A 20,285-nucleotide genomic window follows, 5' to 3' on the forward strand; every position below is an offset into this window, starting at 1 on the left:
ATTTTAATTGGGCCCATATTTATCCGTTGGATTCAGGGTTTCTGTCAACCTTTGTTTCAAAATTTCGCAAATCTCAGAAGATAGTGCCGTACGTTCACCGTTTGTGAGAATGAATAAGTCTTCAACTCGTTCTCCAATGGTCGAGATGCGCGCACTGTGCAACGACAGGCCTAAATCAGCGAAGACTTCACCGACTCTGGCCAGCAGGCCGGGGCGGTCAAGGGCAGTGAGTTCCATATAAGTGCGTCTATCACTATGGCCGAGTAAAAAGTTAACGTGGGTTGGCACGTTAAAATGGCGTAGCTTGGAGGATAGCATGCGTGGTTGTGGACGTTGATAAACTGGCTGAGTCAGTGCATGTTCCAGGCCCGTGCGGATATCCTGATGGCGATCTGGCGTTAGCGGTTTACCGTTGGGCTCCAACACAATAAAGCTGTCCATTGCCATATCATCGCGATTGGTAAAAATTTGAGCGTCGTGAACGCTGAGGTTGCGGCGATCCAGTTCGCCAACGGCGGCGGCAAACAGATAAGGGCGATCGTGACTATAGATGAAGATTTCCGTTCCGCCTCTGTTTGGTAATGGGCTGATCAGCACCAATGGCTTATCCGATTTATGATTCACCAGAGAACGGGCATGCCAAGCCAGTTGATTGGGGGAGTTACGCAGAAAGTAATCGGCCCGACAGCGGCTCCAGATAGCGTGAAGGGCGGCTTCGTCGATATTTTCTCTGCGTAATAGCGCCAATGCTTGTGCGCGATGATGGCGAACGCGCTCCCTAAGATCTGGTCGATATTGCATACCGCGGCGTAGCTGTTTTTCAGTCGCAAAATAGAGTTCACGCAGCAGGCTCTGTTTCCAGCTATTCCACAGAGGTTCATTGGTGGCGCAGATATCCGCTACCGTCAGGCAGATCAGGTAATGTAGTCTGGTTTCGCTTTGGACTTCAGCGGCGAACTGCTGAATCACTTCCGGGTCTTGGATATCACGGCGTTGGGCGGTGACGGACATCAGCAGGTGTTGTCGGACTAACCAACTGACCAACTCAGCCTCATTGGAATTAAAGTCATGAAGTTCGGCGAAGGCTTTTGCATCTTCTGCGCCGAGAATAGAGTGGTCTCCGCCGCGGCCTTTAGCGATATCGTGGAATAGGGCGGCCATCAGTAGCAGAGACTGTTTAGGCAGTCGAGGATAGAGCTCTACGCATAAGGGATGTGCCTGCCGGGTCTGTTCATCGGCAAAGCTTTCCAGTTTCAGTAATACCCGAATGGTATGTTCATCCACCGTATAAACGTGGAATAAATCGAACTGCATTTGACCGACAATGTTTCCCCATTGGGGCATGTAGGCGGCCAAGACGCTATGGCGATGCATAGGAATAATGGCCCGTCTTACCGCGCCAGGATGGCGTAAAATCGCCATAAATAGCTGGCGAGCTTCAGGTAGGTCACATAACGGTTGAGTTAAGTGACGACGGGCATAACGTAAATGACGCAAGGTAGTGGAATAAATGCCTTTGATTTCGGGATTGATCGCCAACTGATAGAACAGGCTAAGAATGGTTTCCGGTTGCTCAATAAACAGATTAGGTTCACGCAGATCAATCAACTGTCCGCGCAGTTGAAAGCGCTCATTGATGATTTGAGGTTTGTCAGATTCATCGACGGCCAGAATCGCTTCATCAAATAGTTGTAGCAGCATCTGGTTGAGCTCTGCTACGCGGCGAGTGACCCGGTAGTAGTCTTTCATCATACGTTCTATTGGCTGGTTACCTTCGCCCTGATAGCCCAAGAGGGTCGCAACGTTTAACTGACGGTCGAATAGCAGGCGGTTGTCGTAGCGAGGCAGAATCAGGTGTAGAGCGAAGCGGATACGCCAGAGAAACTGCTGGCACTCATCCAGTTCGGCACATTCTGCTGGCGTTAGAAAACCGAAACTGACCATTTCATCCAGCGATGTAGCGCCAAAGTGACGGCGCGCTACCCACAGCAGAGTGTGAATGTCCCGTAGTCCACCGGGACTGGCTTTTATATCCGGCTCAAGGTTATAGCTGGTACCGTGATAGCGCTTATGACGTTCGTCCTGCTCCTGACATTTGGCGTGGAAAAAACGGTCTGAAGGCCAGATGTCTTGACTGAAGATGTGCTTTTGTAGTGAGAGAAATAGCGCAACATCGCCACAAATTAGTCGAGACTCAATCAGGTTGGTGGCTACCGTTAGATCGGCAATGCTTTCTTCCAGACATTGCTCCAGCGTTCTGACGCTGTGTCCGACTTCTAGTTTTAAATCCCACAACAGCGTGATGATTTCACCAATGCTCTGAGACTGACTTTCGCTTAATGGCTGGCTACTCAGAATAAGAATATCAATATCAGACAGGGGATGAAGTTCACTTCGTCCGTAACCACCAACGGCAATCAGCGCTAAACCACTACGGTTGGCCAGCCCTTTGGCGGTTGGTTTGATAAAGCCATAATGTAACCAAAGCCGCTGTAGCAGGTGATCAGTATAGTCAGAGCGGGCTTTGATGAGTTCTTCAACCGCCACGCCGGACTCGAATGATTGTCGTAACCAAGTCTGAAAATCTTCCAGAGCCTGCCGTAAAAAGGGCAGAGTAAGCTCACTGTGACTAAAACAGGAAGGGTCGCAGGGTTTCTTCAGCAAAGTGGGTTGTGACATAGTGGCTCGTGCCTTCTGGTTTCAGACTGCTCAATAAAAATGTTCGATTTTAGACACCAACGGATTTTTCCAGTGGAACTGTACTTAAGCTACCTGTAAATGAATCAATTCGCCAGAGTAAAGCGATTGTTGGGGAGTTGGTAATGAGGGAAAGGGATACAAAATGGCTAATTATCTCGTCATTCCGCTGAAAACCAGAGCGCGCAGCCGCAGGCGTAGCAAACATTCGCATAGTGAATAATTTGGGGTTTAGCTTAATGGTAACGCTTGGCTTAAGGACGAGATCCCCGCTTTTGCGGGGATGACGGTATAAGTTGGTTGAAAATATTATCGTCATTCTGGTGAAAACCAGAACGCGTAGCTGCAGGCGTAGCAAACATTCGCATAGTGAATAATTTGGGGTTTAGCTCAATGGTAACGTTTGGCTTAAGGACGAGATCCCCGCTTTTGCGGGGATAACAACATAATAGGTGACGATATGATGGATGACGACATCATGGGGAATCGCGCAATTGATGACGGCGTAATTATTACGGGGAGACTGTAATCAATTAACTTTCCGGCGTCAGAATCGCTTCGATAGTGTCATCTTTACGCAGCGTAAGAATCTCACAACCGGTATCGGTGACGGCAATCATATGCTCATACTGAGCTGACAGGCTGCGGTCTTTAGTTTTTACCGTCCAGCCATCTTTCATGGTACGAATACGATAATCGCCAGCGTTAACCATTGGTTCTACGGTAAAGGTCATACCTGTTTGTAGCACAACGCCGCCATCATCCGCATCATAGTGAAGAACCTGTGGTTCTTCGTGGAATCCTTCGCCAATGCCATGACCGCAGTACTCTCTGACTACTGAGAAGCCCTGAGCTTCAACATATTGCTGGATGGCTTTACCCAAGGTACGCAGGCGGATGCCCGGCTTAATCATCCGTAAAGCTAAATAGAGGCTTTCTTGAGTTACGCGACACAGACGTTCGCCTAAAATTGTTGCTTGGCCGACAAAAAACATTTTGGAGGTATCGCCGTGAAAGCCATCTTTGATAACGGTCACGTCGATATTAACAATATCACCGTCCTTCAGCTTTTTATCTTCGCTGGGAATACCGTGACACACCACTTCATTCACGGAGATGCAAACGGATTTTGGAAAACCGTGATAGCCCAAGCAAGCGGAAATTGCTTGTTGAGTATTGGTAATGTATTCATGGCAGATACGATCGAGTTCACCAGTTGTTACACCTGGTTTGACGTAAGGTTCGATCATTTCCAGCACTTCAGCGGCCAGACGGCCAGCAACGCGCATTTTCGCAATGTCTTCAGGGGTTTTGATTGATATAGCCATATAAAAGTGTCCGTTAATGATAGGTGTCAGTATGGGACAGCGACACGCCAAAGGTGGTGCCACAACTGACAACGATAATCAATTCAATATCGGGATATGGTATCAGTCCTACACGAAGAGAGCCAAATTTATCATCTGCCAGACGGGATGAGATTAAAAGGTGTTTGCGGGATTGAAAAATAAAAAATCAGCAGTCAAAAAAATAAATTGACTTTTTCTGTTTTTCTTGTAAATTAAGAAGGTTTGCGCGTCGTCTTTGTTGTCGAGTGTTAAATGAAGACGTTATCCACAACCACTTAACATAAACAGGTTAAGCAGGATGAGAGTTCACATAGTCTATAAGGTTGATATCAACCCCTAATTATAACACCTTCGGGTATTTAATTAGGGGTTTTTTTTGTCTAAATTTCATCAACAGAGGAGCGAAAAATATAATGCGAGGCCAACACATTTTAGGGTTGGAGCACATGTCGGTAGCGAATATCGAATGTGTGTTGAATACTGCGGATGAAATGAAAAAAGTGACTAAACAAGATATAAAAAAATTGTCAACTTTACGTGGAAAAGCAATCGTTAACGTCTTCTTTGAAAATAGCACCAGAACCCGTTCTTCTTTCGAATTGGCCGGAAAATATCTGGGCGCCGATGTGATTAATATCGCCGCTTCTACTTCCAGTGTTGCTAAGGGGGAGAGTCTTAGGGATACCCTGCTAACCGTGCAAGCGATGGGCGTGGATGCCATTGTGATGCGTCATAGTGCAGAAGGCGCCGCTCAGTATGCGACTCGCTACGTTAAGGCAACGGTGATTAACGCAGGTGATGGGGCGCATGAACACCCGACTCAAGGGTTGTTGGACCTGCTCACAATTCGCCAGCGTTGTGGTGCCATTGCCGGTAAGAAAGTGGCGATTATTGGGGACATTTTGCATAGCCGGGTCGCGCGCTCAAATATCTGGGGATTGTTAAAAATGGGCGCTGAAGTTCATCTGGGCGGACCAAAAACCCTGATTCCGAAAGAGATGATTGATATGGGCGTGACTATCCATAATCGGGTTGAGGATGCCATTGCCGACGCGGATGTAGTGAACGTGCTGCGTATTCAGCTTGAACGTCAGAAAAAAGGTTTGTTTCCTACCGCGCGCGAATATGCCCGCATTTTTGGTATCAATGATGAACGCTTGAAGCTGGCTAAAGACAATGTGCTGGTGATGCATCCTGGCCCTATGAACCGCGGTCTGGAAATTTCACCGGATGTGGCATACGGACGCTTCTCAGCCATTGAAGAGCAGGTGAATAACGGTGTAGCAGTAAGAATGGCGATTTTATCTTTAACTTTAGCTGATGGGGTACAAGCATAATGGCACAGTGGTTAATTAAAAATGGGCACTTGATCGATCCGGCTAATGGTTTAGATGACATTCTTGATATTCGTATCGTTGATGGCAAAGTGGCGAACGTTGGCAAGTCCTTGACCGCTGAAGCCAGCGATGAAATTGTTGATGCCAGCGGGTTGATTGTTAGCCCCGGGTTTATTGATATCCACTGTCACCTGCGTGAACCCGGACAAGAAGCGAAAGAAGACCTATTGACCGGTACCGCCTCTGCCGCAGCCGGTGGCTTCACCACCATTTTAACCATGGCTAATACTCGTCCGGTTATCGATCAAGCGATTATCGTTGCCGGTATGAAACATAAAATTCAGACTGATTCAGTGGTACGGGTTGAAATTACCGGCGCGGTGACTAAAGGTCTGGAAGGTAAAGAACTCGCGGAAATCGGCGATATGGCTGAGGCCGGTGCTAAAGCTTTCTCCGACGACGGTTATTATGTCAGTGATGGGCGCTTGATGCGTACGGCGCTGGAATACGCCAGTATGTTTAATCTACCGGTGATTTCTCACTCGGAAGATTGCTGTTTGGTGGCCGATGGTGTGATGCATGAAGGATGTGTCTCAGCCAAGCTAGGCTTAAAAGGTCGCCCGGCAGAAGCAGAAAACATTGCGGTTTCTCGCGAGTTGATGCTGGCTGAAATGACCGGTGGTCACGTGCATATTGCGCACGTGAGCAGCAAAGGTGCGGTAAAGCTGATTCGTGAAGCCAAAGCGAAAGGCATTAAAGTGACCGCCGAAGTGACCCCTCACCATCTGTGTCTGGTGGATAAAACCATTGAATCTTTTGATTCGGCATTCAAAGTTAACCCTCCGTTGCGAACCAATGAGCATATCGTTGCGCTACTGGAAGGCTTGAAAGATGGAACGCTGGACGCTATTGCTACCGACCACGCCCCACATGCTTATGAAGAAAAAGACTGTGAGTTTAATGAAGCACCCTGTGGTTTTGCCGGCTTCGAGACGGCATTCAGCGTGTTACATAGCCAGTTAGTAAAAAATGGCGAATGGACGGTGCAGGAACTGATTCAGAAAATGACGGCAGGGCCGGCTGCGGCCTTTGACTGGAAAGATCGCGGCCATCTTAGCGTTGGTGGCTTGGCTGACTTAGTATTGATTGACCCGACAAGAGAGTGGATTGTTGACCCGCAAAATATGCTAACTCGCGGAAAATCCTGTCCGTTTACCGGCATGGAAATGGTCGGTCAGGTGGTACGCACGATGGTTGACGGCAAATGGGTGTATCAGGACGGGAAAATCATTCGTCATTAAGCCAGAATTAAGGGACAATAATCAGACACCATCTCGCGGGTTTGCAGCGGGATGGTGTACTATTTTACGCTTATCCATAGTAATTAGTGGCATTGCCTACGACTTTTATGGTATAAAGCGCGCCGGAAATCCGCTCTATTTTCAGTAGCAATATTGCAAACCAGATGACGAGATTTTCACTTAAACATTAATCAACGTTATAACACACACGTATCGACACATACGGCGGGGTGCTCTGGAGCTTTATTGCTTTGGGGTCGGCGTTATGGGATACGTGGAGGCATAACCCCAAACTTTACTCATAGAGGTAATAATGGCAACTGTATCAATGCGCGATATGCTCAAGGCTGGCGTACACTTTGGTCACCAGACTCGTTACTGGAACCCAAAAATGAAACCTTTCATCTTTGGTGCTCGTAACAAAGTTCATATCATCAACCTTGAAAAAACTGTACCTATGTTTAACGAAGCTCTGGCTGAGTTAGGCAAGATCGCGTCTCACAAAGGCAAAATCTTGTTTGTGGGTACTAAACGCGCTGCATCCGAGCCAGTAAAAGAAGCTGCAAAGAGCTGCAACCAATTCTACGTTAACCATCGCTGGTTAGGTGGTATGCTGACTAACTGGAAAACCGTTCGTCAGTCAATCAAACGTTTGAAAGAATTAGAAGTCCAGGCACAAGATGGTACTTTCGAAAAGCTGACCAAGAAAGAAGCGCTGATGCGTTCTCGTGAAATGGATAAGCTGGAGAATAGCCTGGGTGGTATCAAAGACATGGGCGGCCTGCCTGATGCAATCTTCGTTATCGATGCCGATCACGAACACATTGCTATCAAAGAAGCAAACAACCTGGGTATCCCTGTATTTGCTGTTGTTGATACTAACTCTGATCCGGACGGTGTTGATTTCGTTATCCCTGGTAACGACGATGCTATCCGTGCAGTACAACTGTACCTTGGCGCTGTTGCTGCAACCGTACGTGAAGGTCGTTCAGATCAAGGCGTTCAGGCTGTAGAAGAAAGCTTCATCGAAGCAGAGTAATAAGGCGTGCTCCATTAGAGAGCCCTTATTAACCAGGTATTAGATATGTTGGTTAGGGGGCCTTTACAGGCTCCCTTTTTGCTTGTTTATACAACAAAGAACATCCGACAGGAATAACCGAGGATAAAGATAATGGCTGAAATTACCGCAGCTCTAGTAAAAGAACTTCGCGATCGTACCGCTGCTGGTATGATGGAATGTAAAAAAGCGCTGGTTGAAGCGAATGGCGATATCGAGCTGGCTATCGATAACATGCGTAAATCTGGTCAGGCGAAAGCAGCGAAGAAAGCAGGTCGTGTTGCTGCTGAAGGCGTTATCCTGACTAAAATTGCTGCTGACGGCAAACGTGGCGTTATTCTGGAAGCTAACTGCGAAACTGACTTCGTTGCTAAAGATGCTGGTTTCCTGGATTTCGCTAATGCCGCTATCGATGCTGCACTGGCTGAAAACATCAGCGATATCGAAGTATTAAAAGCTAAATTTGAAGAACAGCGTACTACGCTGGTAGCGAAAATTGGTGAAAACATCAACCTTCGCCGCGTTGTTATCGTTGAAGGTGACAGACTGGGCGCTTACATGCACGGTGCTCGTATTGGTGTTCTGGTTTCTGCAACCGGTACAACTGATGATGAGCTGGTTAAGCATGTTGCTATGCACATTGCCGCAAGCAAGCCTGAGTTTGTTTCTCCAGACGACGTTCCTGCTGAAGTGGTAACTCGTGAGCATGAAATCCAGATCGACATTGCAATGCAATCTGGTAAGCCACGTGAAATCGCTGAGAAAATGGTTGAAGGTCGTATGCGTAAGTTCACCGGTGAGATCTCTCTGACTGGTCAGGCTTTCGTTATGGATCCAAGCAAAACCGTTGGCGATCTGCTGAAAGAGAAGAAAGCTGGCGTTGCACAGTTCATCCGTTTCGAAGTGGGTGAAGGCATCGAGAAAGTAGAAGTAGACTTTGCGGCTGAAGTTGCTGCGATGACTAAGTAAGCTTAGCTTGATAAATAAAGACGGATCGATCTGAATATCGGTCCGTTTTTTTAGAATAAATCGAATATGATAAATAGCCGACTAGGAAACAAGACGATGGCGACCAATGCAAAACCCGTATATCAGAAAATCCTGCTTAAATTAAGTGGTGAAGCCTTGCAAGGCTCCGAAGGTTTCGGCATCGATGCCAGCGTACTGGATCGTATGGCTCAGGAAATTAAAGAGTTGGTTGAGCTGGGCATTCAGGTCGGTGTAGTTATTGGCGGTGGCAATTTATTCCGTGGAGCCGGTCTGGCTAAAGCCGGTATGAACCGCGTAGTGGGCGACCACATGGGGATGTTGGCTACCGTAATGAACGGTCTGGCAATGCGTGATGCGCTACATCGTGCCTATGTGAACGCTCGTCTGATGTCAGCTATTCCGTTGAATGGCGTATGTGACGACTACAGTTGGGCTGAAGCTATTAGTTTATTACGCCATGGCCGAGTGGTTATCTTCTCTGCCGGTACCGGTAATCCATTTTTTACTACCGATTCTGCAGCCTGTCTGCGCGGTATTGAAATTGAGGCCGACGTTGTTTTAAAAGCCACTAAAGTGGATGGCGTATTCTCTGATGATCCAGTAAAAAATCCTGATGCAGTGCTTTATGATACATTGAGCTATCAGGACGTATTAGAGCGTGAACTGAAAGTGATGGATCTGGCGGCATTTACTTTGGCCCGCGACCATAATTTACCGATTCGCGTATTTAATATGAATAAGCCTGGAGCCTTGCGCCGTGTGGTGATGGGTGAAGCGGAAGGGACTTTAATCTCTAAGCCGGCTGAATAAATCAGCGCATTAGCCTGATAAAGGCTTATAGTATGTCATTCTTCAGACTGAAGAGTGACACTGAAGCGAAACGGAAATATCCCGATTAACGGGTTATGCACTTTGCGTGACCCACCATATTACTTGTATTGAAAGGTTAGCAACGTGATCAACGAAATCAGACAAGATGCTCAGTCACGCATGGAAAAGTGCGTTGAAATTTTTAAAACACACATCAGCAAAATTCGTACTGGCCGCGCTCATCCAAGCATACTTGATGGTGTTCAGGTTGAATATTATGGTTCAGCAACCCCTTTACGCCAGTTGGCCAACGTCGTAGTTGAAGATTCTCGTACTTTAGCTATTTCGGTATTTGACCGCAGTTTGGGCCCGGCAGTTGAAAAAGCGATTATGTCCGCAGACTTGGGCTTAAACCCATCCTCTGCTGGTAGCGTGATCCGCGTTCCACTTCCTGCGTTGACGGAAGAGCGTCGTAAAGATTTGACTAAAGTAGTGCGCAACGAAGCTGAGCAGGGTCGGGTTTCTATCCGCAACGTGCGTCGTGATGCTAACGATAAAGTGAAGGCACTGCTGAAAGATAAAGAAATTGGCGAAGATGATGAACGTAAATCTCAGGATGATATCCAGAAGCTGACTGATATCTATATCAAAAAAGTGGATGAAGCATTAACTGAGAAAGAAGCCGAGCTAATGGCTTTCTAATTTATGTTTCATTAAAAAGCCCGGTAACTGCTATCAGTACCGGGCTTTTTGCTTTTTTATCGTTTGAATTCTTTCAGGTAATCGATAGCTTAATCATCGCTTGAACAGTTAAATAGTGATTTCCCTACCATGAAAAGAGTAATATGGGCGGCATTCATTTCTGTAGTCTATCTGTTACAGAAAGCGCGCATTTATCTTGTCGGTGATAAGAAGTTAATCTAATGAAAAAAATAACAATTCTTGGCTCTACTGGTTCGATTGGGCATAGCACGTTAGCCGTGGTACGGGAAAATCCCGAGTTGTTTACGGTATTTGCTTTAGTTGCGGGCTGTAATGTTGAGGTTATGGCGCAGCAGTGTCGTGAGTTTAAGCCGAAATACGTTGCGATGGCGAATGAAGCTTCGGCACAGGCATTGCGCGAGATTTTAACGTCCGAAGGATTGGCGACCGAAGTGATTAGCGGTCCTGATGCCGCGGCGGATTTAGCTTCGGCTGATGAGGTTGATCAGGTTATGGCGGCGATTGTTGGCGCTGCTGGCCTGTCGTCTACACTGGCAGCCATCAAGGCGGGTAAACAGGTATTATTAGCCAATAAAGAGTCTTTGGTAACCTGTGGCCAGTTGTTTATGGATGCTGTTACGCAATATGGTGCTCAGCTGTTACCTATCGACAGTGAACATAATGCGATTTTTCAGAGTATGCCTGAAGCGGTTCAACGAGAGTTGGGATCCGCGTCGCTGAAAGAAAACGGTATTACCAGCATCATATTAACCGGGTCTGGCGGTCCTTTCCGTACCACTGATGTTGGGCTATTAAAAGATATGACGCCGGATCAGGCCTGTGCTCATCCGAACTGGTCGATGGGGCGCAAAATCTCGGTGGATTCAGCCACCATGATGAACAAGGGGCTGGAATATATTGAAGCCCGATGGCTATTTAATGCCGCAGCAGAACAGATAGAAGTGCTGATTCATCCACAATCGGTGATTCATTCGATGGTGCGTTATCATGATGGTAGCGTGATCGCTCAGTTAGGGACGCCTGATATGCGAACGCCGATATCGCATGCCATGGCTTATCCAAAACGCGTTCCATCTGGCGTTAGCCACCTTGATTTTACACGTATTAGCGGCTTGACCTTTGAACATCCTGATTTTGACCGCTATCCTTGTCTAAAGCTGGCGATTGAGGCCAGTAAAGCCGGGCAGGCAGCAACAACCACGCTTAATGCGGCGAATGAATGCGTTGTCGGTGCTTTTTTACAGCATCAAATTACTTTTACCGATATTGCTGCTATCAATAATCAAGTGATGGAACAGCTGAATTTTGCGGAACCTAAAAGCATTGATGAGGTCTTGTATATAGATTCTTGGGCCAGAGGCTGTGCTGAAAAAATCATTACCTCATGGAATGATTAACAATGGTTGATTTGTTCCGTTAATTGCAAAATGATATAGTCTGCCTAGTTATACGGTTTAAACTATCTGAACGATGGATTTTGGATATGGATTTTAGAGATAGAAAAGCGCGTTAACGAGCTGGTTTTCAGGCCGTGCCGAGTTCACGGCTTTTTTACGTGAGAAAAACATCAGACTCTTACGGTTGTTCTATTTTTAGCTGAGGAATTCTAATAAGTTATGTCGCCCGCTAAACAGCAAGTGAATAACCCTAAAACATCTGTCCCTCGTCATGTCGCTATTATTATGGATGGCAATGGGCGTTGGGCAAAACAACTAGGTAAATTGAGAATCTTTGGTCACCAGGAAGGTGCAAAAGCTGTGCGTCGGGCTGTACGTTTTGCCGTTAATCATAATATTGAAGCGCTGACGCTATATGCATTCAGCAGTGAAAACTGGAATCGTCCCGCTCAGGAAGTGACTGCACTGATGGAGCTTTTTGTCAGGGCGTTGGATAAAGAGGCAGGGAGCCTGCATAAAAATAATGTTCGCTTAAGAATTATTGGCGATACTCAACGCTTCAGTGAGCGTTTGCAGGCCAGAATCCAGCGGGCAGAATCGTTAACAGAGGCCAATACCGGGCTAACATTAAATATTGCGGCTAACTATGGCGGGCGTTGGGATATAACCCAGGCCTTCCAACAGATTGCTTTGCAGGTTAAAAATGGTCTGGTAGAACCCGATGAAATTGATGAACAGATGGTGAGTCAGCGCATTAATTTATGCGATCTTTCTCCAGTAGATTTAGTGATCAGGACCGGGGGAGAGCATCGCATAAGCAATTTCCTACTGTGGCAAATTGCTTATGCTGAACTGTATTTTACCGAAGTACTATGGCCTGATTTTGATGAACTTGTTTTTGAAGGTGCGCTTAATGTATTTGCACAACGCGAACGCCGTTTTGGTGGGACTGAACCCGCGAGTATTAATGAACTTTAGGAGCCTCTCGTGTTAAAGTCACGCGTCATCACTGCTTTAATTCTTATTCCTTTGGTGATTGCAGCGTTGTTTATGCTGCCGCCATTGCCTTTCGCTATCATGATTGTTGCCGTGTGTATGCTGGCAGCATGGGAGTGGGGTCAGTTAGCTGGCTTGAATTCAGCTTCTCAACGAATTACGTTAGCTATCGTTTGTGGCGCGGCGCTTGCGGCGCTTTACTGGCCAATCTATACCTCTTCATTACCACTCTTGGCCCATCCTGTTGTGACCGGCTTTTTGTTGGCGGCTTTAGGGTGGTGGTGTTTGGCATTGCTGCTGGTTCTGTTCTATCCGACATCTGCTCGACTCTGGAAGCACTCTTATCTTTTACGTTTAATGTTTGGCGTATTAACCATAATTCCATTTTTTTGGGGAATGTTAGCACTGCGTCAATATGGTTTTCAGGAAAATAACTATACTGGTGCCTGGTGGTTATTATACGTGATGTTCTTGGTGTGGGGAGCTGACTCCGGCGCTTACGCCTTTGGCCGACTATTGGGTAAGCATAAATTAGCGCCAAAAGTTTCGCCGGGGAAAACGTTGGAAGGATTAGTGGGCGGCTTAGCCACTTCAGCTTTGATTGCATGGCTTTTCAGTTTATATGTACCGTTACATATTTCTTTGAATACCTTACTGATTTGTTCAGGATTGGCTGTGCTGGCATCGGTACTGGGCGATTTGACCGAAAGTATGTTTAAGCGTGAAGCGGGCATTAAAGATAGCGGTCATCTGATTCCGGGGCATGGTGGTGTACTTGACCGAATTGATAGTTTGACTGCCGCCGTGCCGGTTTTTGCATGTTTGGTTTTTCTGGTTTTTTAAGGGTTAGACGGAATATCTATCGCCTATGAATATTGTTGGAACTGTAGCCGCATTTATTGTCGCACTGGGAATTTTAGTTACCGTTCATGAGTTCGGTCATTTCTGGGTTGCGCGTCGTTGTGGGGTAAAGGTTATCCGTTTCTCTATCGGCTTTGGTAAAGCGATTTGGCGACGTACGGATAAAAAAGGGACAGAATACGTTATCGCGATGATTCCCCTTGGCGGCTATGTAAAAATGCTTGATGAACGGGTCGAAGAGGTAGAGCCTCAGCACCGTAATCAGGCTTTTAATAACAAAACTGTGTGCCAAAGGGCCGCCATTATTGCCGCCGGACCGTTAGCTAACTTTATTTTTGCTGTTTTTGCTTATTGGTTAGTGTTTATTATGGGCGTGCCGAGTGTGCGTCCGGTGATTGGTGATATCGAACCACAATCTATTGCTGCACAAGCGAATATTTCTCCGGGAATGGAACTAAAATCTGTTGCCGGTATCGAAACGCCTGATTGGGATTCAGTTCGTTTGGCGCTAATTGGCCAAATTGGTGAGAAACAGATGGAAGTCACCGTTGCGCCTTTTGGGACTTCTTTAATTCAGACTAAGACGCTGAATACAACGGATTGGAAATTTGATCCGGAAAAACAGGATCCTATTAGAACATTAGGTTTTATTCCGAAGCTGCCTCAGATAGAGCCAGTGCTGGACGTTGTCCAGCCGAATTCAGCAGCGGAGAAGGCTGGGTTACAAGCAGGCGATCGGCTGTTAACCGTAAGTGGTAAGCCGTTCGGGCAATGGATTGACTTTGTAAAGTTAGTCACTAATAGCCCGAATATTCCGATAGAATTAGTGATTGAAAGAGGTGGTGTAAACCACTCTTTAGTTCTGACGCCTGAGGTGAAGTCCTCCGGCGGTGAACAAAAAGGTTTCGCAGGGATATCTCCAAGAGTGATACCGCTGCCTGATGAGTATAAAATAACCCGTCAATACAATGTATTTACGGCAATCTATCAGGCGGGCGATAAAACGTGGCAATTAACCGTATTAACGGTCAAAATGCTAGGCAAACTGGTAACGGGCGAGGTTCAGTTAAAGAATCTTAGCGGTCCGATATCGATAGCTCAAGGTGCAGGTGTTTCAGCAGGATACGGCTTGGTTTATTACCTCATGTTTTTAGCGCTTATTAGCGTGAACTTAGGCATAATCAATCTGTTTCCTCTTCCGGTATTGGACGGAGGGCATCTTGTGTTTTTAGCAATAGAAAAGATAACAGGTAAACCGGTATCTGAGAGAGTTCAGGACTACAGTTATCGTGTTGGGGCAATCTTATTGGTACTGTTGATGGGACTTGCACTTTTCAATGATTTCTCGCGCTTTTACGGCTAGAGAATTTGGTTAGGATGAACAGATTAAAACGATGGCGATAAAAAAGTTGCTTCTAGCGTCGCTGCTGTTTGGCAGCGCCACCGCATACGGTGCCGATGGGTTTGTTGTTAAAGACATTCGCTTCGAAGGATTACAGCGCGTTGCTACAGGGGCCGCATTGTTGAATATGCCTGTCCGTGTTGGCGATACAATCAACGAGAATGACATCGGGAATACTATCCGAGCCTTATTCGCCTCCGGAAACTTTGAGGATGTAAGAGTATTGCGTGATAACAATACTCTGATCGTTCAAGTCAAAGAACGGCCGACGATAGCCAGTGTCACTTTCTCCGGTAATAAATCGGTGAAAGATGACATGCTTAAGCAGAATCTTGAGTCTTCTGGTGTTCGTGTGGGCGAAGCCCTGGATAGAACCACCATTAGTTCGATGGAAAAGGGTCTGGAAGACTTTTACTACAGCGTAGGTAAATATAACGCTTCAGTAAAAGCTGTGGTGACGCCACTTCCACGTAACCGTGTCGATTTAAAATTGGTTTTCTCTGAAGGTCAGTCAGCGACTATTCAACAAATTAACATTGTTGGTAATAACGCTTTCACCACAGAAGAGCTGGTTAGTCGCTTCCAACTACGGGATCAAGTACCGTGGTGGAACTTCATCGGCGATCGTAACTATCAGAAACAAAAATTATCTGGTGACCTTGAGGCGCTGCGCAGTTTCTATTTGGATCGCGGTTATGCCCGTTTCAGCCTTGATTCGACCAACGTCAGTCTGACGCCGGATAAGAAAAGTATTTATATCACCATTAACCTTACCGAAGGCAAGCAATATAAGCTGTCTGGCGTAGAGGTGAAAGGTAATCTGGCTGGTCGTGCCGCAGAGATTGAAGATCTGGCTAAAATCACCCCGGGCGAGCTGTATAACGGCAGCAAGGTGACTCAGATTGAAGATAACATCAAGAAGCTGTTGGGTAACTATGGCTATGCTTACCCGCGCGTAGCGACACAGCCTGAAATTAACGATCGCGATCAAACCGTTAAACTACATATTAGTGTTGATGCCGGTAACCGTTTCTACGTTCGTCGAATTCGCTTCGAAGGTAACGATGTCAGTAAAGATTCCGTTCTGCGCCGTGAAATGCGCCAAATGGAAGGGGCATGGTTAGGTAACGATCTGGTAGAGAAAGGTAAAGAGCGTTTGAACCGTCTGGGTTACTTTGAAACCGTTGACGTTGAAACCGAACGCGTACCAGGTATGCCCGATCAGGTTGATATCGTTTATAAAGTGAAAGAGCGAAATACCGGGACCTTTAACTTCGGTGTTGGTTACGGTACGGAAAGTGGCGTGAGTTTCCAGGTTGGTCTGCAACAGGACAACTGGATGGGAACCGGTAAGAGCGTTGGTATCAGCGGTACTAAAAATGATTACCGTACCTATGTTGAATTGTCGGTGACTGAACCTTACTTTACCGTAGACGGTGTTAGCCTAGGCGGCCGCGTTTTCTTTGATAAATTTAACGCAGACGATGCCGATTTATCAGACTATAGTAAGAGTAGCTATGGTGTTGGTACGACCTTAGGGTTCCCAATTAATGAGAATAATGCATTACGCTTTGGTCTGGATTACGTTAATAACGACCTGACTGAGATGCAACCTCAGATCGGTATGTGGCGTTATCTGAATTCGGTCGGTGAAAACCCAAGCCTTAAAGAGAAAGCAGATTATAAAGCTAATGACTTCTTCTTTACTGCTGGCTGGAACTATAACAGTCTGAACCGTGGTTACTTCCCGACTTCCGGTAGCCGTGCAGGTCTGAATGGTAAAGTCACCATTCCAGGTTCCGACAATGAATACTATAAACTGACGTTTGACAGTGCTTCATATTATCCAATTGACCGTGATGATAAGTGGGTTCTGTTGGGTCGTTTACGTGCAGGTTATGGTGATGGTCTGGGCGGCAAAGAGATGCCGTTCTACGATAACTTCTATGCAGGTGGTTCCGGTACCGTTCGTGGTTTCCGTTCCAACAATATCGGCCCTAAAGCGGTGTATATTAAAGGTTGTGGTACATCAAATGGTTGTTATTTAGAACGCGATAGTGATGCTGTGGGTGGTAACGCAATGGGTGTAGCCAGTGCGGAATTTATTTTCCCAACGCCGTTTGTGGATGATAAATATGCCAACTCGATACGTACTTCCGTATTCTTTGACGCCGGTACCGTTTGGGACACTAACTGGTCTAATACTGCTGCAACAAGAGCAGCAGGTGTTCCAGACTATAGCGATCCGGGTAATATCCGTACTTCTGCGGGTGTGGCGTTACAGTGGATGTCTCCACTGGGGCCGCTGGTCTTCTCCTATGCTAACCCATTAGAGAAGTATGAAGGCGATAAGTCAGAACAGTTCCAGTTTAACATTGGTACCACCTGGTAACGGTTTTGAATTAGTAGGTAGTAACAAACAATGAGTTTAACTCAATAGCAATTATAGTAAGGGGTTCAAATTGAAAAAGTGGTTATGTGCTGCAGGTCTAGGTTTAGCTATGGTTGCTGCTGCGGGAGTTCAAGCGGCCGATAAAATTGCTGTTGTTGATGTGATGAGCATTTTGCAAAAAATGCCAGAGCGTGAAACGATTGCTAAGCAATTAGAAACCGAGTTTAAATCTCGCGCGACAGCTTTACAGAAAGAAGAAAAAGCGGCTCAGGATAAAGTGAAAAAACTGCAAACCAGCGGTGCTTCAATGAAAGCTGCCGATCGTACTAAGATTGAGAACGATATCAAAGCATTCCAGCAAAAGGCTGCTGCCTTTACGCAGGATAGCCGTCGTCGTGAAGCTGAAGAAATGAATAAGTTAGTCGCTAAAGTTCAAAGCGCAGTGAAAACTGTAGCGGAAAAAGAAGGCTATGCGGTCGTTGTTAAAGCAGATGCTGCTTTCTATGCAAATGCTGAAAATGACATCACCGAGAAAGTTCTGACGCAGGTAAAATAAGTGATGCACTCCATGCGTTTAGCTGATTTAGCAGAACATTTGGGGGCAGAAGTGCACGGTGATGGCGATATCGTCATCACCGGTGTTGCGTCAATGACGTCTGCTGGTAAAGGACAAATTACTTTCTTGTCCAATAGCCGCTATCAGGAACAGCTTTTAACCTGTGAGGCTAGCGCCGTCGTATTGACTGAGGAAAACCTTCCTTTCTGTTCGCATTTAGCTGCATTAGTCGTAAAGAATCCTTACCTGAGTTATGCTCGTATGGCTCAGTTGCTTGATACTACGCCGTCTCCGGCGCAGGATATTGCACCATCAGCGGTTATCGCTGAAAATGCCCGGTTAGGACAGAATGTTTCCATTGGTGCTAACGCAGTGATTGAGACTGGTGTCGAATTAGGTGACAATGTGGTTATTGGTGCCGGATGTTTTATCGGTAAAAATACCCGTATTGGTGCTGGTACTCGCCTGTGGGCCAATGTCACTGTGTATCATGAAGTGATGATCGGTTCTCAGTGTCTTGTTCAGTCCGGAACGGTCATTGGTGCCGATGGTTTTGGCTATGCCAACGAACGTGGAAACTGGATCAAGATCCCTCAGTTAGGGACCGTCAGAATTGGCGATAATGTTGAAATCGGTGCCTGTACCACTATTGACCGTGGTGCGCTGGATGATACTGTTATCGGCAATGGTGTGATCATTGATAACCAATGCCAGATTGCGCATAACGTCATAATTGGCGACAATACAGCCGTCGCCGGCGGTGTTATTATGGCGGGCAGTCTGAAAATCGGTAAATATTGCCAGATTGGTGGTGCCAGCGTTATTAATGGTCATATGGAAATTTGCGATCAGGCTGTGGTAACTGGAATGGGAATGGTGATGCGTCCTATCACTGAACCAGGAATTTATTCTTCAGGTATTCCACTTCAAAGCAATAAAGAATGGCGTAAAACCGCTGCTCTGGTGTTAAATATTGACCAAATGAGTAAGCGTCTAAAAGCCGTAGAACGAAAAGTTGATGGAAAATAGCTGATATAAGTTAAAACCAACAGTCGTTAACCCATTAATTTTATTATTTTATGCACGGCCTGTCTTTGTCATGTTATGACCAAAACAGGCCGTGTTGTTGATACCATCAGTTTGGTTTAAAAGACAGGAAGAGTATTTTGACTACTGACAATCGTACTCTGGATATCGAAGAGATTCTGAGTTTACTACCTCATCGCTATCCATTTTTGCTCGTGGATCGGGTGTTAGATTTCGACAAAGGAAAATTCTTAAAAGCGGTTAAGAATGTTTCATTCAATGAGCCTTTCTTTCAGGGGCACTTCCCGGGTAAACCTATTTTCCCTGGTGTGTTGATTTTGGAAGCAATGGCGCAGGCCACCGGCATTTTGGCATTTAAAAGCTTGGGTCGTTTAGAGCCGGGTGAACTGTATTACTTTGCTGCTGTTGATAATGCTCGCTTTAAGCGTCCTGTTTTACCTGGGGATCAATTGATTCTTGAGGTTGAATTTATTAAAGAGCGCCGTGGCGTTGCTCGCTTCCGTGGCGTTGCTAAAGTGGACGGTGAGATTGCATGTGAAGCCGATATGATGTGTGCTCGTCGCCGGGAGTCCTAATACTGTGATTGATAACACCGCCTTTATTCACCCGACTTCTATTGTAGAAGAGGGTGCGGTTATCGGTGCCAATGTTCATATTGGCCCGTTCTGCTGGATTGGAGCTCAGGTTGAAATTGGCCCAGGAACTTCGATCAAGTCTCATGTTGTGATTAATGGCGTTACCAAAATTGGTGCTGATAATGAAATTTATCAGTTTTCCTCTATTGGTGAAGCCAATCAGGACTTGAAATATGCCGGTGAGCCTACCCGAGTAGAGATTGGCGATCGCAACCGTATTCGCGAAAGCGTAACTATCCATCGTGGAACCGTACAAGGCGGTAACCTGACTAAGATCGGCAATGACAACCTGTTAATGATTAATGCCCATATTGCGCATGATTGTATAATTGGTAATCGCTGTATTTTAGCCAATAATGCCACCTTGGGCGGTCACGTTGAAGTAGACGACTTTGCGATTATTGGTGGTATGACGGCGGTGCATCAGTTCTGCGTTATTGGAGCTCATGTTATGGTCGGCGGTTGTTCTGGCGTCGCCCAAGATGTGCCTCCTTATGTGATTGCTCAAGGTAACCATGCGACACCATTTGGCGTTAATATTGAAGGTTTGAAACGTCGTGGTTTTGAGAAAGATGCCCTGCACGCTATTCGCAATGCCTATAAGCTACTCTATCGCAGCGGTAAGACGCTGGATGAAGTGAAGCCGGAAATTGAAGCGTTGGCAAAAGAACAACCGGCCGTTCAGGCATTTGTTGATTTCTTTAGTCGCTCAACACGCGGCCTTATTCGTTAAGT

At 46.3% G+C, this 20,285-nt stretch carries 17 protein-coding genes; 15 read left to right on the forward strand and 2 right to left on the reverse strand.

Annotated features, from left to right (window positions below; genetic code table 11):
• Positions 1 to 3 precede the first annotated feature (3 nt).
• A complete protein-coding gene (glnD, locus tag BMZ28_RS07405) occupies positions 4 to 2,679 on the reverse strand; it encodes a bifunctional uridylyltransferase/uridylyl-removing protein GlnD (RefSeq protein WP_074821986.1) in 2,676 nt (891 codons plus the stop codon).
• Positions 2,680 to 3,230: 551 nt separating this feature from the next.
• The gene (map, locus tag BMZ28_RS07410) at positions 3,231 to 4,025 is read right to left on the reverse strand and encodes a type I methionyl aminopeptidase (RefSeq protein WP_047781785.1); all 795 of its coding nucleotides are present in this window, start codon (positions 4,023 to 4,025) and stop codon (positions 3,231 to 3,233) included.
• Between the two features lie 434 nt (positions 4,026 to 4,459).
• On the opposite strand from map, the gene BMZ28_RS07415 reads away from it, so the two are divergent.
• From BMZ28_RS07415 to lpxA, 15 genes are all read left to right on the forward strand, one after another.
• Positions 4,460 to 5,383 carry an aspartate carbamoyltransferase catalytic subunit gene (locus tag BMZ28_RS07415; protein ID WP_047781784.1) on the forward strand — a complete coding sequence of 308 codons (924 nt, stop codon included), beginning with the start codon at positions 4,460 to 4,462 and terminating at the stop codon, positions 5,381 to 5,383.
• Positions 5,383 to 6,684, forward strand: a complete 1,302-nt coding sequence (locus BMZ28_RS07420; RefSeq protein ID WP_047781783.1) for a dihydroorotase — start codon at positions 5,383 to 5,385, stop codon at positions 6,682 to 6,684. The genes BMZ28_RS07415 and BMZ28_RS07420 overlap by 1 nt, the downstream gene beginning before the upstream one ends.
• Before the next feature lie 313 nt (positions 6,685 to 6,997).
• Positions 6,998 to 7,723, forward strand: a complete 726-nt coding sequence (rpsB, locus tag BMZ28_RS07425) for a 30S ribosomal protein S2 (protein ID WP_047781782.1) — start codon at positions 6,998 to 7,000, stop codon at positions 7,721 to 7,723.
• A 132-nt stretch (positions 7,724 to 7,855) separates the two neighbouring features.
• Positions 7,856 to 8,710: a translation elongation factor Ts gene (gene tsf / locus BMZ28_RS07430; protein ID WP_074821988.1), complete on the forward strand. Its 855-nt coding sequence runs from the start codon at positions 7,856 to 7,858 to the stop codon at positions 8,708 to 8,710.
• Between the two features lie 96 nt (positions 8,711 to 8,806).
• Positions 8,807 to 9,541 carry a UMP kinase gene (pyrH, locus tag BMZ28_RS07435; protein WP_047781780.1) on the forward strand — a complete coding sequence of 245 codons (735 nt, stop codon included), beginning with the start codon at positions 8,807 to 8,809 and terminating at the stop codon, positions 9,539 to 9,541.
• A gap of 144 nt (positions 9,542 to 9,685) precedes the next feature.
• Positions 9,686 to 10,243 carry a ribosome recycling factor gene (gene frr / locus BMZ28_RS07440; RefSeq protein WP_047781779.1) on the forward strand — a complete coding sequence of 186 codons (558 nt, stop codon included), beginning with the start codon at positions 9,686 to 9,688 and terminating at the stop codon, positions 10,241 to 10,243.
• Between the two features lie 221 nt (positions 10,244 to 10,464).
• Complete coding sequence (gene ispC, locus BMZ28_RS07445; RefSeq protein WP_074821991.1) at positions 10,465 to 11,661, forward strand: 1-deoxy-D-xylulose-5-phosphate reductoisomerase; 1,197 nt, start codon at positions 10,465 to 10,467, stop codon at positions 11,659 to 11,661.
• Between the two features lie 219 nt (positions 11,662 to 11,880).
• Entirely contained in the window at positions 11,881 to 12,639 is a 759-nt protein-coding gene (ispU, locus tag BMZ28_RS07450) for a (2E,6E)-farnesyl-diphosphate-specific ditrans,polycis-undecaprenyl-diphosphate synthase (protein ID WP_047781777.1), read from the forward strand.
• A 9-nt stretch (positions 12,640 to 12,648) separates the two neighbouring features.
• Entirely contained in the window at positions 12,649 to 13,500 is an 852-nt protein-coding gene (cdsA, locus tag BMZ28_RS07455; protein ID WP_047781776.1) for a phosphatidate cytidylyltransferase, read from the forward strand.
• Positions 13,501 to 13,525: 25 nt separating this feature from the next.
• Positions 13,526 to 14,881, forward strand: a complete 1,356-nt coding sequence (rseP, locus tag BMZ28_RS07460) for a sigma E protease regulator RseP (RefSeq protein ID WP_047781775.1) — start codon at positions 13,526 to 13,528, stop codon at positions 14,879 to 14,881.
• A 31-nt stretch (positions 14,882 to 14,912) separates the two neighbouring features.
• Positions 14,913 to 17,312, forward strand: a complete 2,400-nt coding sequence (gene bamA / locus BMZ28_RS07465) for an outer membrane protein assembly factor BamA (protein ID WP_074821993.1) — start codon at positions 14,913 to 14,915, stop codon at positions 17,310 to 17,312.
• A 70-nt stretch (positions 17,313 to 17,382) separates the two neighbouring features.
• A complete protein-coding gene (locus tag BMZ28_RS07470) occupies positions 17,383 to 17,868 on the forward strand; it encodes an OmpH family outer membrane protein (RefSeq protein WP_047781773.1) in 486 nt (161 codons plus the stop codon).
• Positions 17,869 to 17,871: 3 nt separating this feature from the next.
• Positions 17,872 to 18,897 (forward strand): UDP-3-O-(3-hydroxymyristoyl)glucosamine N-acyltransferase, encoded by a 1,026-nt coding sequence (lpxD, locus tag BMZ28_RS07475; RefSeq protein WP_047781772.1) that lies wholly within the window; start codon positions 17,872 to 17,874, stop codon positions 18,895 to 18,897.
• A gap of 137 nt (positions 18,898 to 19,034) precedes the next feature.
• Positions 19,035 to 19,490 carry a 3-hydroxyacyl-ACP dehydratase FabZ gene (gene fabZ, locus BMZ28_RS07480; protein ID WP_047781771.1) on the forward strand — a complete coding sequence of 152 codons (456 nt, stop codon included), beginning with the start codon at positions 19,035 to 19,037 and terminating at the stop codon, positions 19,488 to 19,490.
• 4 nt (positions 19,491 to 19,494) lie between these two features.
• Positions 19,495 to 20,283: an acyl-ACP--UDP-N-acetylglucosamine O-acyltransferase gene (lpxA, locus tag BMZ28_RS07485; RefSeq protein ID WP_047781770.1), complete on the forward strand. Its 789-nt coding sequence runs from the start codon at positions 19,495 to 19,497 to the stop codon at positions 20,281 to 20,283.
• Positions 20,284 to 20,285 lie beyond the last annotated feature (2 nt).

Source organism: Pragia fontium DSM 5563 = ATCC 49100, from assembly GCF_900112475.1.
Lineage (GTDB): Bacteria > Pseudomonadota > Gammaproteobacteria > Enterobacterales > Enterobacteriaceae > Pragia > Pragia fontium.